Here is a 12,826-nt window from a genome sequence, read left to right on the forward strand (position 1 = left end):
ACGTCAGGCTTTCACCCTGATTAGTTTTATGATCAAGCGATCATTAAAAGGAGAAAGTATGGAAAAAGTTATCGCTGTAGCTATGAGTGGCGGCGTAGATAGTTCTTTAACTGCTGCAATGCTACTAAAACAAGGCTATAAAGTATTTGGTATTACCCTATGGCTATGGGTGAGTGGTACGCCTTATGATTCAGTGCCTCTCGCTGTTACAGATGCTAAGAAGATGTGTGATTTTCTTGGTATTGAGCATCATGTTATCGATGCTCGTGATGTATTCTACGAAAACGTAGTAGATTACTTCGTAAAAGAATATGCCTATGGTCGTACACCAAATCCTTGTGTATTCTGTAATAAAAATATCAAATTTGATTTGATGCTTAACCGTGCTCTTGAACTTGGTGCCACACATATGGTTACTGGCCATTATGCACAGGTTAATTATAATGAAGAAACAGGTTTATATGAATTACATAAAGGCGTTGATCCTACCAAAGACCAAAGTTATGTTATGTACAATATGAACCAACGCATTTTGAGTCACCTCATGTTCCCACTAGGTGGCCAATGTAAGACTGAAACACGTAAATTAGCTGCTGAATATGATTTGCCAGTAGCTAAAAAACCAGATAGTGTAGATATTTGTTTCTTGCCTCATGGGAATTATCAGAAGCTTGTAGTAGAAGAAATGAAAGATAAACCAAAGTCTGGTAATATCGTTACTGAAGATGGTGAGGTATTAGGTAAGCATAATGGCTTATTTAACTACACCATTGGTCAACGTAAAGGCCTTGGCATTGCATATAAGCACCCATTATACGTTATCGGTTTTAATGGTGAACGCAATGAGGTCATCGTAGGTCCTAATGATCGACTTTTTACGAATCGTATGATTTGCAAGTTCTATAATTTCTTGGATGATACAATTCATAAAGAATTAAAGGCGGAAGGTAAAATTCGCTATGCAGCAAATCCTTCACCTTGTACTGCACGTATCTTAGATGATGATACGATGGAAGTTATCTTCGAAGAACCACAACGGGCTATTACACCAGGTCAGTCCGTAGCCTTTTATAATGGCACTCAACTATTAGGAGGTGCTGTTATCGATCGCGTATGTTAGAAAGGAGAATACAAGTTCCTTGAACTTGTTTACATAGTATGTCAACGAAAAAGATTAGAAACTTCTGTATTATAGCTCATATTGACCATGGTAAATCTACCATCGCCGATAGATTAATTGAATATACTGGCACATTACAAAAGCGTGAAATGGAAGCTCAAGTTTTGGACTCCATGGATCTTGAACGAGAACGTGGTATTACCATTAAAGCTCAATCTGTTCGTATTTTGTATAAAGCACAAGATGGTGAAGAGTATATCTTGAATCTCATCGATACTCCGGGCCATGTGGATTTCAGCTATGAAGTATCTCGTTCTCTTGCGGCTTGTGAAGGTGCATTACTTGTAGTAGATGCTGCACAAGGTGTAGAAGCGCAAACGTTGGCAAATGTGTATCTCGCTTTAGAACATGATCTTGAAATCATTCCTGTTATTAACAAAATTGATTTGCCTTCTGCAGATCCTGATCGAGTTAAACATGAAATTGAAGATATCATTGGCTTAGATGCATCAGAAGCAGTGTTATGTTCCGCTAAATCAGGCATCGGTATCCCTGATATTTTGGAAGCTATTGTAAATAAAGTACCTGCGCCACCAGATAAATCTGATCAACCTACGAGAGCTTTGATTTTTGATAGCCGCTTTGACTCCTATAAAGGTGCTATTGCGTATGTTCGTGTAAAAGAAGGCACTATCAAGGCAAAAGATACAATTCGTATGATGCATGATAAAAAGGATTTTGATGTTACAGAACTTGGTATCTTTACACCAAATCTCGTACCAGTACAAGAATTACCTTGTGGTTCGGTAGGTTGTATTGCAGCGAGCATCAAAAATGTAAAAGATTGTCACGTAGGTGATACGGTAACATTAGCTAATAATCCTGCACCAGAACCATTGCCAGGTTATCGCAAGGCTGTATCTATGGTATATTGTGGTCTCTATCCGACAGAGTCTAAAGATTATGAAAACCTTCGTGATGCATTAGAAAAATTACAGCTTAATGATGCTGCCTTGGAATATGAAGCTGAAACATCCTTGGCATTGGGTTTTGGTTTCCGTTGTGGCTTCCTCGGTTTGTTACATATGGACGTTATTCAAGAACGGTTAGAGCGAGAATATAATTTAACGCTCATTACGACCGCTCCATCTGTAAACTACAAGGTATATAAAACAAATGGAGAAATGCTAGAAGTAGATAATCCGGCTAAATTGCCACCTCCTACAGAAATCGACTACATTGAAGAGCCTTATGTAAAAGCTACTACAATTGTTCCTAAAGATTTCGTAGGTACTATTATGGAATTATCTCAAGATAAACGTGGTGAATATCAATCCATGGAATATTTGGATGAATCACGTGTATCTGTTGTGTATCACTTGCCTTTGAGTGAAATTATTTACGACTACTTTGATAAATTGAAATCTGCTACCAAGGGTTATGCATCTCTTGACTATGAGTTAATTGGGTATAAACAATCTCCAATGGTTAAGATGGATATTCTGCTAAATGGTGATCCTGTGGATGCATTGTCTATTATCGTACATAAGGACCGTGCTGCAACACGTGGTCGTGCGTTAGCTGAAAAATTAAAAGAATTGATTCCTCGTCAAATGTTTGAAATTCCTATTCAAGCAGCGGTGGGCACAAAAATTGTGGCTCGTGAGACTGTAAAAGCGTGGCGAAAAGACGTTTTGGCTAAGTGTTACGGCGGTGACATTTCTCGTAAGCGTAAACTCTTAGAAAAACAAAAAGCCGGTAAGAAACGTATGAAGTCTGTGGGCTCTGTAGAGATTCCACAAGAAGCATTTATGGCTATTCTCAAGGTTGAGGACTAATATAATGAAAACAGATTCTAATACTTTGAATCTGTCTACACTTGGGGATATGGGCTTGTATGTCCATATCCCTTTTTGTAAACAGAAATGTATGTATTGTGATTTTCCAGCCTATCAAAATTTACAAGATTATTACGAAACCTATGTCTATGCATTAGTACAAGAAATAGATTTGTGGGTGTCAGAACACCCGGAGTCTAAATCTAAACCTATTGATACTATTTACTTTGGTGGTGGTACACCTACTGAATTATCAATTCAACAGTTACAGATGATTGTAGATAAAATAAAAAGAACTTTTACTATTACTGACGATTGTCATATGACTATAGAGTCTAATCCTGGTGAAGTAGATCTACAGTATCTCACTAAGTTAGTTAAACTAGGTTTTAATCGCATTAGTTTTGGTGTTCAAACCTTTGATGATAAGACGCTTACCATGCTGCATCGCAGTCATAATGGGGAAAAGGCCAAACAAGCTGTTCATGAGGCTAAAGAGGCAGGCTTTACCGATATCAATATTGATTTGATTTATGGTTTGCCACGACAAACATTAGAGGATATTCAACATAATTTACATATCCTGAAAGACTTACCAATTAATCATATTTCTACGTATGGCTTACAAGTCGAGGTAGGTACATATTTATATCATTTAGTTCAAAAGAATCTTATTTCTATTCCTAGTGAAAGCATTGATGAAGCGATGTATGACACAATGATGGAAGGCTTAAAAGAGTTAGGTTTTGAACGATATGAAATTTCTAATTTTGCTAAAGATGGTTCTTATAGTCGTCATAATTTAAAATATTGGCACTATGTAGACTATTTAGGCTTTGGTGCTGGAGCTCATTCCTTCTATGATGGTATACGCCGTAGCAACAACCGAAATGTGATGCCTTATATACAAGCGGTTGATCGATACACTATGCCTACTATCGATACGGAGACGATTACTGTAGGGCGAGCGCAAGAGGACTTTTGCTTCTTAGCGCTTCGCACTAAGTGGGGCCTTGATGAGCAAAAATTTGAGGATAGATTTGATGTATCTGTTCATAATTTATTTGGTAATATATTAGAAGATTTGGTTACTAAAGGCTTATTAGAGTATCAAAATGGTAGTTATCATTTAAGTTCTGAAGGGGCTAAGCATGGTAACTATGTATTTAGTCAATTTATTCGAGAGTAATTTCTCACAGTTTCTCAAAATCTAATATGTTAGTATAAATAGGATGATGATGAATAAGCATGCTAGATTTGAGGAGGAACGATGAAGACATCTGTTATTTTACATGGTTTACATAACGAATTTACTTTAGATCAAATGAAGGCATGCATAGAATTAGCTGAAAAATATGGTGGATCTTTCCGCCATGTTGTAACAGGTATACAAATTACAGGTATTGAAAAAGACGATAAGGAACAACTTATCTCTGAATTACCAGAAGGCGTAACTACAGTTGTTCATAGAGGTGTTAATTCCTTAATTGCTTGCGTAGGTAAAGGATACTGTAAAAATGGCCAAATGGAAACTAAAGAATTGGCTGATTATGTAGAGAGAAAACATTACGGCCGTAAAACATCTCACAAGTGCAAAATTGGAATTAGTGGCTGTGGTCGTAACTGCCCGGATGCAATGGTAAAAGATATTGCTTTTATTGGTACATCCCAAGGTTTCATGTTGGCTGTTGGTGGCAATACAGGAATGCGACCAGAGGCTGGTAAAATATTGGCTAGAAAGCTTACTGTTGAGCAATCCAAAAAAGCTGTAGATATCTTAGTAGATTGGTATGCAGAACATGGCGAGCCCCGTGAGCGTATGGGAAAATTATTAGAACGCCTAGGTAATCCCTTAGAAGGTGTAGAACTATAAGTTGCTATATTTTAAGTACTAATGGTTTTATAGTTCTTAATCTGTACATTTATCTAGAGAGTGATTAGTTTTTCTCCAAATTTTAGTAACAATTAAATTATGACATATATAAACACTTATACTATTTTATGGTTTTAATAATAAAAATTTTATTAGACCATCATATTCTACTATTTAGATTTTAGGATATGACATAAATGTAGATAGTATAAGTGTTTTCTTATTATTAAACTTTGATTTTTTGACTAATTAATTTAAAATATTCAATTGTCTTTTTGACTAAATAGATATTATTTGACTTTTTAAGGATTTTTTTGCTTGACAATTTTTTCCAATGTGATAATATTATACATGCGATTAGCACTCAAAGTTTATGAGTGCTAACAAGAGGTGTCATTATGGATGAAAGAAAACAGCGCATCTTGCGAGCCATAATTGAAGACTACGTTAAATCTGCTGAACCAGTAGGTTCCAGGACGATTGCAAAGAATTATAATCTTGGTATTAGTCCTGCAACAGTAAGAAATGAAATGTCCGATTTAGAGGAGTTAGGCTATTTGGAGCAACCTCATACATCGGCTGGACGTATTCCTTCAGCTAAAGGCTATCGCTTATATGTTGATTCTATGTTGAGTCAACAACCTGTTCCATTACAGGATGCTGAGAAAATTGAAATGTTATGGAAACATTCTAATGGATCTACCAGTGAGCTCTTCTTAAATATGGCTAAATTATTATCACAAGTGAGCCATAGTATGAGTCTGTTCTTAGCTCCAGCCCATGATAGAGCATTAATTAAATACATTCATGTATTACCGCTAGATTCACATCAAGCTGTCATGGTTGTTATTACTGAGACTGGTGCTCTTGATAATGAATTAATGTACTTTACTGAAGGGGTTTCGCCTGATGTATTACAAAGTTTAGCTATGCAATTTAGCAATGCTTTACAGAATATAGGTATTGGTCATGTAACGGCTGAAGCGTTAGGAACACTATTGATTCATATGGAAGGTCCACAAGGGATTTTGATGATCCTTTCAGAAACATTATTACGAGCAATTAATAAACGTAAGTTGTTCTATTCTGTAGGTACCACAGAGTTGTTAAATCAACCAGAGTTTAAGTCTGTTGAAAAGGTACAACCCTTACTTTCATTAGTGGAAGAACAAAATCAATTGGGGCAACTATTAAAGGATGATTCACCTACACCTGTAAAGGTAAAGATTGGCAATGAAAATGATACCGAAGCACTTCAATCGATGAGTGTAGTACAAGCTGATTTTACAAATCAAGATCAACCTATCGGTACTCTTGCTATTCTAGGACCGACACGAATGGAATATGGTCGTATCATTGGCATGTTGTCTCATATGAAACATATAATGGAATCTATGGTAAAAGAACAAAAATAGAAAGGGCATATAATGGCTGAAGAACAAGACATTAAACAAGAAACAGTTGACGAAACAGTGGAAACTACAAATGTAGAGACGCCAGCTGTTGAGGAAGCCGAAGAAGTTGTGGCGGACGCAGCTCAAGTATTAGAGGAGCTCAAAGCAGACTTTGATAATCGCTATAAGCGTTTACAAGCGGACTTCGACAACTTCAAACGTCGTACTAATCAAGAAAAAGAGCAACTTGCAGGATATGTTAAAGGGGATGTACTTACAGATCTACTTCCGGTATTAGATAACTTTGAACGAGCTGTTCAAAGCCCAGTGGAAGGTGATGCAAAGGTATTCCTTGATGGATTTATCATGATCCATCAAAACTTGATGGCTATGTTATCTAAACATGGTTTAGCCGTTATCGATGCGGTAGGTAAACCATTTGATCCAAATTTCCATCAAGCGATTATGCGAGTGCCGTCAGATGAATATGAATCTGATACGGTATGTGAAGTATTGCAAACTGGCTATACTGTTGATGGTCGTTGTATTCGTCCAGCAATGGTAAAAGTTGTTGAATAGATTATAAAGGTTTTAGGAGGCATATATTATGGCAAAGGTAATTGGTATTGATTTAGGTACTACAAACTCTTGTGTTGCGGTTATGGAAGGCGGCGAACCTACGGTTATTACTAACCAAGAAGGCGCTCGTACTACTCCTTCCGTTGTTGGTTTTGCCAAAAATGGCGAACGTTTAGTAGGTCAATTGGCTAAACGTCAAGCTGTATCTAACCCAGAAAACACAATCATTTCTATTAAACGTCACATGGGTACAGACTATAAAGTAACTGTAGAAGGTAAATCTTATACTCCTCAAGAAATTTCTGCAATGATTCTTCAAAAAATCAAAGCTGATGCAGAAGCATATTTGGGCGAACCTGTTAAACAAGCAGTTATCACAGTTCCTGCTTACTTTACAGATGCTCAACGTCAAGCTACTAAAGACGCTGGTGCTATTGCAGGCCTTGAAGTACTTCGTATCATCAACGAACCTACAGCAGCAGCTCTTGCATATGGCGTAGATAAAGATGAAGATGGTAAAGTTCTTGTATTTGACCTTGGTGGTGGTACATTCGACGTATCCATTCTTGAACTTGGCGATGGCGTTTTTGAAGTATTAGCAACATCTGGTAACAACCATCTTGGTGGTGATGACTTCGACCAACGCATTATGAACTACCTTATCGAAGAGTTCAAAAAAGAAACAGGTATCGATTTATCCAATGATAAATTAGCTGATCAACGATTAAAAGAAGCTGCTGAAAAAGCAAAAATTGAATTGTCTGGCGTAGCAAGTACAAATATCAATTTGCCATTCATCACAGCTGATGCTACTGGTCCTAAACACTTGGATGTAACATTGACTCGTGCTAAATTCGAAGAATTAACTGCTGATTTGGTACAAGCTACTATCGAACCTACTCGTAAAGCTATGAACGATGCTGGTTTATCTGCATCCGATATCGATAAAGTATTGTTAGTTGGTGGTTCTAGCCGTATTCCAGCTGTACAAGAAGCTATTAAAAAAGTATTGGGTAAAGAACCAACTAAAAACGTTAACCCTGATGAATGTGTAGCTATTGGTGCTGCTATTCAAGGTGGTGTATTAGTAGGTGAAGTAAAAGACGTATTGTTACTTGATGTAACTCCATTGTCTCTTGGTATTGAAACAATGGGTGGTGTATTCACACGTATTATCGATCGTAACACTACAATTCCTACATCTAAATCTCAAGTATTCTCCACTGCTGCAGATAATCAACCATCTGTAGATATCCATGTATTGCAAGGTGAACGTGAATTCGCAGCAGATAACAAAACTTTGGGTCGATTCAACTTAGATGGTATCCCAGCAGCTCCTCGTGGGGTTCCTCAAATCGAAGTAACATTCGACATCGATGCTAACGGTATCGTACATGTAAAAGCAAAAGACTTGGGTACTCAAAAAGAACAAAAAATTACAATCACTTCTTCTAGCGGATTAAAAGAAGACGAAATCGATCGCATGGTTAAAGAAGCTGAAGCACATGCAGCAGAAGATAAAGCTAGAAAAGAAGAATTAGATGTTAAAAACAATGCAGACTCCTTGGTATACCAAGCTGAAAAAGCTTTGAAAGAACTTGATGGTAAAGGCGACACAGCTTTGTTGAAAGAAGTTGAAGAAGCAAAAGATAAATTGAAAAAATCTATCGAAGCAGGCAACATCGAAGATATCAAAAAAGACAGTGAAGCTTTGGAACAACCATTACATAAATTAGCTGAGCAAATGTATGCAGCAGCACAACAAGCTCAACAAGCAGCTGGTGGTGCAGAGCAAGGTCAACAACAAACAAAATCTGATGACAATGTAGTTGATGCTGATTACACAGTAGTGGATGACGATAAGAAATAAGAAGGGTTGGTAACTAATGGCACGTGATTATTATGACATCTTAGGGGTCAGTAAAAATGCCTCTCAAGATGAAATCAAAAAGGCCTTCCGTAAAAAGGCACGCCAATACCATCCAGATGTAAATAAAGATAATCCAAAGGAAGCGGAAGCAAAATTTAAAGAAGCAAACGAAGCTTACGAAGTATTGTCTGATGAAACTAAAAAAGCTCAATATGACCAATTCGGCCACGACGCCTTCAAACAAGGAGGCGGCGCTGGCGCTGGTGGTTTCCAAGGTGGCTTTGGCGGTTTTGGTGGTCAAGCTGGGGGCTTTGGTGATATCTTTGGCGATATTTTTGGTGGCATGTTTGGCGGTGGTCGCCAACAACAAGGTCCTCAAAAAGGTAATGACTTGCGCGAAGATATCGATATTTCCTTTGAAGATGCAGCCTTTGGTAAATCTATGGAAATAGAAGTGCATCGTCATGAAGAATGTGATCACTGTCATGGTACTGGTGGTGAACCAGGATCTCGTGTCGATACTTGTCCAAACTGTCATGGTTCTGGTCAAGAAGCGGTTATTCAAAATACTCCATTTGGACGTATGCAATCCGTTCGCACTTGTTCTCGCTGTCATGGTACTGGTAAAAGCATTGAAAAACCTTGTTCTAAATGCCGTGGTACAGGTGAAATGCTTGCAAAACGCAAGATTTCTATTAAAATTCCAGCAGGTGTAGATAGTGGTTCTCGCTTACGCGTTGCTAATGAAGGTGAACCAGGTATTTTGGGCGGTCCTAAGGGTGACCTTTACGTATATATCTTTGTTCGTCCTCATAAGGAATTTGAACGAAATGGTAATGACGTTATTAGCCGTGTGAATATTAGCTTTGCTCAAGCTGCATTAGGTGCGACTATACAAGTTAACACCTTAGATGGTAAAGTAGAGTTAAAGATTCCGGAAGGTACTCAAACGGGAACGGCATTCCGCGTAAAGGGCAAAGGTATTCCATATTTGCGTAACCCTAAGCAACGTGGGGACCAACATATTGTGGTAACTGTTCAAACGCCTAAGAAGTTGACAGATACTCAACGTGAGTTATTATTACGCTTTGCAAACGAAAGTAACGAAGATGTAAATAACTTACAAGTGAGCAAAAGTCTCTTTGAAAAAATTAAGGACGTTTTGACTAAATGAACAGCTCATGTGAAGGAATGGTTTGTTCCGTCACATTCCCTATAAAGGAGCATATATGCAGTGGATAGAAGTATCCATTGTCTGTGAAAGAGTAGCCACCGATGAGGTGACTACTCTTTTTGACGATTATGCAGACAATGGAATTATAGAAGAAGATGTAGAAAATCAACCAAATTTAATTAAATTAACTATGTATGCAGATCCATCATTGGACTCTAATACAATTAAGTCAGACTTAGAAAAACGTCTTACAGAAGCAAATATTAGTGTCACATCTGTTGATACAAATATATTAGATGAATCTACATGGCTTAATTCTTGGCAGCAATATATTGAACCTACAGAAATTCTACCTAATTTAATTATTAAACCTGCTTGGCAAGAATATGATAACGTCGACAATAAAACAATTATAGAAATCGATTCCGATATTTCCTTTGGTACTGGTTCCCATGAAACGACTAGAACTTGTGCAGAGCTTTTAAAAGTTTATAGTGAATCTATGAATCTTGATACGGTTACATGTTTAGATATCGGTACTGGCACTGGTATTCTTTTATTGGTAGCAGCTCATTTAGGTATTAAACATTTGGTTGGTATTGATATAGAAGAGTATGCAGCGAGTCAAGCTCGTATTAACTGTGAGAATAATCATGTATCTGCAGAGATTATTTGTGGTAATTTGGATAGTGATTTCAATGGTACGGCCCAATTAATTTTAGCTAACTTAACAGTGGATCCACTTAAAATACTATTACCTCAAATTGGTAATAAACTTGATGATAATGGTATCTTAATTATTAGTGGTATTATTGATGATCGGTATGATGAAATCTTGCCGTATATCACTGAATATTGGCATATTATAGAGGAACGCGTGGCGGGCCCTTGGCATACCTTTGCGTTAGAAAAGCTATGAAGAAAATATTTATCCCTACACCATTAGATGAAAGAATAGAATTACCGAAAGATGTGACACATCATGTGTTACATGTATTTCGTCATAATATGGAAAAACCCATTACTGTAACGGGCAGTGATAATCGTTGTGGTATCTATCAGATTACCGATGAAGTTGATGGTATAGCACAAGCTAAACTTATAGAATATGTAGCGACTGATGTATCGTCGTATCGAACTATTCTAGTTCAATCCTTATTGAAAGGTGAAAAGTTAGAATGGGTATTACAAAAGGCGACGGAGTTAAATGTAGATACCATTTATCTTGTATCTACTGCTAACTGTGTAGCTAAATATGATGAAAAAAAATTACAATCAAAAGTCAGTCGTTGGGAAAAAATTATGCTAGAAGCAGCCCAACAATGTGGCCGCAATCAACTGCCCACACTTGTGGTAGGTGAAACGCTTTCACAAGTCCTTAAAATCGAGTCTGATGCATTAAAATTAGTGGCCTATGAAAATGAAGATGGACATACTATTAAGACTGCACTTCAATCAATACACACTAATCAAACTATAACTGATATTCTAATCTGTATTGGTCCTGAAGGGGGCTATCAAGAGAAGGAAATCAATGCTATTATAGAGAGTGGTGGAAAATCAGTTTCTCTTGGTAATACTATTTTACGAGCAGAAACTGCTGCCATTGGATCATTAGCAATGATTCAATATGAATTAGAACTATAAATTAAATAAGAATAGAGAGGTGCAATGAAAACCGTTGCTTTTACAACCTTGGGCTGTCGTGTCAATCAGTATGACACAGATGCTATGAAAGGTTTATTTTTACAAAATAATTACGAAGCAGTAGACTTTGATGAAAAAGCTGATATATATGTAATTAATACATGTTCTGTAACGAATATGGGGGAAAAGAAATCCCGTCAATTGATTCGGAAAGCAAAACGCCAAAATGAAGATGCTTATGTAATCGTTACTGGTTGTTATGCTCAGCTTGATCCAGATGCGATTGCTGCTATTGATGGTGTTAACCTTGTTATAGGTACAAATAATCGCTCTAAAATTGTGGAATTAGTAGAACAATTAGAATCTACAGAACGTCAAATTAATGCTGTGCGCGATATCATGAACGAATCCAATTTTGAGGAAATGCCATTATATGGTAATGAATCTGATAAGGCTCGTGCTTTCATGAAAATTCAAGAAGGTTGTAATAACTATTGCGCCTTTTGTATCATTCCTTATACTCGAGGAAAATTGAAATCTCGTAAAGTGGATGATATTGTACAAGAAGCAAAACGTTTAGTAGAACATGGATTTCATGAAATCGTATTAACAGGTATACATTTGGGGAATTATGGTGTAGAATTGCCAGGTCGCCCTACATTAGCCGATGTAGTAAAAGCTTTATTAGAGATTCCTAATTTATATCGTATTCGTTTCGGGTCTATTGAGTCTGTAGAGGTTTCTGATGAGTTAGTAGAATTAATGGCTACTAATAAACGTGTTTGTCCACATTTACATTTACCACTACAAGCTGGTTCTGATCATGTATTACAATTGATGAAACGCCACTATACATTACAAGAATATAAAGACTTGATTGCAAATTTACGTTCTCGTATTAAAGATTTATCTATTACGACTGATATCATTGCAGGATTCCCACAAGAAACAGATGAAGATTTTGAAGAAACATTGAATACAGTACGTGAAATTGGATTTACCCATATTCATGCCTTCCCATACTCTATTCGTGAGGGCACACCTGCAGCTATTATGTCTGATCAAGTACCTGAAGCCGTTAAAAAGACCCGTGTAGCACTTTTGAATGGTCTTAGCCAATCTGGTTATGAAGCATACGCAAAATCTCGCATTGGTAAGCCTGGTGAGATTCTCATCGAAAAGGAAGAGAATGGATATTATATGGGCTTAACAAATGAGTATGTAAATGGTAAAGTAAAGTCTGATGGATTACATAAGATTGGTGATCTAATCGGAGGTACTGTTGTAGGTTTAGAAAATAATTATTTAATTATTGAATAAGGAGTTATCGT

At 37.0% G+C, this 12,826-nt stretch carries 11 protein-coding genes; all 11 read left to right on the top strand.

All coding sequences use genetic code 11. From position 1 onward, the window contains the following. The first annotated feature begins 58 nt into the window (after nucleotides 1-58). The 11 genes from mnmA to mtaB all read left to right on the top strand — a co-directional run bounded on the left by mnmA (nucleotide 59) and on the right by mtaB (nucleotide 12,815). Nucleotides 59-1,120, top strand: coding sequence for a tRNA 2-thiouridine(34) synthase MnmA (gene mnmA / locus VRHSUH10_RS01390; protein WP_105089159.1), 1,062 nt, complete (start codon nucleotides 59-61; stop codon nucleotides 1,118-1,120). A 38-nt stretch (nucleotides 1,121-1,158) separates the two neighbouring features. Next, nucleotides 1,159-2,958 (top strand): translation elongation factor 4, encoded by a 1,800-nt coding sequence (gene lepA, locus VRHSUH10_RS01395; protein WP_105089160.1) that lies wholly within the window; start codon nucleotides 1,159-1,161, stop codon nucleotides 2,956-2,958. A gap of 4 nt (nucleotides 2,959-2,962) precedes the next feature. Then, nucleotides 2,963-4,147, top strand: a complete 1,185-nt coding sequence (gene hemW, locus VRHSUH10_RS01400; RefSeq protein WP_105089161.1) for a radical SAM family heme chaperone HemW — start codon at nucleotides 2,963-2,965, stop codon at nucleotides 4,145-4,147. A gap of 81 nt (nucleotides 4,148-4,228) precedes the next feature. Further along, complete coding sequence (locus VRHSUH10_RS01405; RefSeq protein ID WP_105089162.1) at nucleotides 4,229-4,831, top strand: nitrite/sulfite reductase; 603 nt, start codon at nucleotides 4,229-4,231, stop codon at nucleotides 4,829-4,831. A 398-nt stretch (nucleotides 4,832-5,229) separates the two neighbouring features. Further along, complete coding sequence (gene hrcA, locus VRHSUH10_RS01410) at nucleotides 5,230-6,246, top strand: heat-inducible transcriptional repressor HrcA (protein WP_105089163.1); 1,017 nt, start codon at nucleotides 5,230-5,232, stop codon at nucleotides 6,244-6,246. A 12-nt stretch (nucleotides 6,247-6,258) separates the two neighbouring features. After that, complete coding sequence (gene grpE, locus VRHSUH10_RS01415) at nucleotides 6,259-6,804, top strand: nucleotide exchange factor GrpE (RefSeq protein WP_105089164.1); 546 nt, start codon at nucleotides 6,259-6,261, stop codon at nucleotides 6,802-6,804. A 28-nt stretch (nucleotides 6,805-6,832) separates the two neighbouring features. Next, nucleotides 6,833-8,674, top strand: a complete 1,842-nt coding sequence (gene dnaK / locus VRHSUH10_RS01420; protein ID WP_105085587.1) for a molecular chaperone DnaK — start codon at nucleotides 6,833-6,835, stop codon at nucleotides 8,672-8,674. 16 nt (nucleotides 8,675-8,690) lie between these two features. Next, a complete protein-coding gene (gene dnaJ, locus VRHSUH10_RS01425) occupies nucleotides 8,691-9,848 on the top strand; it encodes a molecular chaperone DnaJ (protein WP_105085588.1) in 1,158 nt (385 codons plus the stop codon). 55 nt (nucleotides 9,849-9,903) lie between these two features. After that, entirely contained in the window at nucleotides 9,904-10,767 is an 864-nt protein-coding gene (locus VRHSUH10_RS01430) for a 50S ribosomal protein L11 methyltransferase (RefSeq protein ID WP_105089165.1), read from the top strand. Continuing rightward, nucleotides 10,764-11,495, top strand: coding sequence for a 16S rRNA (uracil(1498)-N(3))-methyltransferase (locus VRHSUH10_RS01435; RefSeq protein WP_105089166.1), 732 nt, complete (start codon nucleotides 10,764-10,766; stop codon nucleotides 11,493-11,495). Before VRHSUH10_RS01430 ends, VRHSUH10_RS01435 begins: the two co-directional genes overlap by 4 nt. Before the next feature lie 24 nt (nucleotides 11,496-11,519). Beyond that, a complete protein-coding gene (gene mtaB, locus VRHSUH10_RS01440; RefSeq protein ID WP_105089167.1) occupies nucleotides 11,520-12,815 on the top strand; it encodes a tRNA (N(6)-L-threonylcarbamoyladenosine(37)-C(2))-methylthiotransferase MtaB in 1,296 nt (431 codons plus the stop codon). Nucleotides 12,816-12,826 lie beyond the last annotated feature (11 nt).

Source organism: Veillonella sp. T11011-6 (genome assembly GCF_002959755.1).
Taxonomy (GTDB): Bacteria; Bacillota; Negativicutes; order Veillonellales; family Veillonellaceae; genus Veillonella.

Coding starts and splice junctions, on each gene's coding strand:
- dnaK (WP_105085587.1), top strand. CDS start 6,833: ATGGCAAAGGTAATTGGTATTGATTTAGGTACTACAAACTCTTGTGTT.
- VRHSUH10_RS01405 (WP_105089162.1), top strand. CDS start 4,229: ATGAAGACATCTGTTATTTTACATGGTTTACATAACGAATTTACTTTA.
- lepA (WP_105089160.1), top strand. CDS start 1,159: ATGTCAACGAAAAAGATTAGAAACTTCTGTATTATAGCTCATATTGAC.
- grpE (WP_105089164.1), top strand. CDS start 6,259: ATGGCTGAAGAACAAGACATTAAACAAGAAACAGTTGACGAAACAGTG.
- VRHSUH10_RS01430 (WP_105089165.1), top strand. CDS start 9,904: ATGCAGTGGATAGAAGTATCCATTGTCTGTGAAAGAGTAGCCACCGAT.
- hrcA (WP_105089163.1), top strand. CDS start 5,230: ATGGATGAAAGAAAACAGCGCATCTTGCGAGCCATAATTGAAGACTAC.
- dnaJ (WP_105085588.1), top strand. CDS start 8,691: ATGGCACGTGATTATTATGACATCTTAGGGGTCAGTAAAAATGCCTCT.
- VRHSUH10_RS01435 (WP_105089166.1), top strand. CDS start 10,764: ATGAAGAAAATATTTATCCCTACACCATTAGATGAAAGAATAGAATTA.
- mtaB (WP_105089167.1), top strand. CDS start 11,520: ATGAAAACCGTTGCTTTTACAACCTTGGGCTGTCGTGTCAATCAGTAT.
- mnmA (WP_105089159.1), top strand. CDS start 59: ATGGAAAAAGTTATCGCTGTAGCTATGAGTGGCGGCGTAGATAGTTCT.
- hemW (WP_105089161.1), top strand. CDS start 2,963: ATGAAAACAGATTCTAATACTTTGAATCTGTCTACACTTGGGGATATG.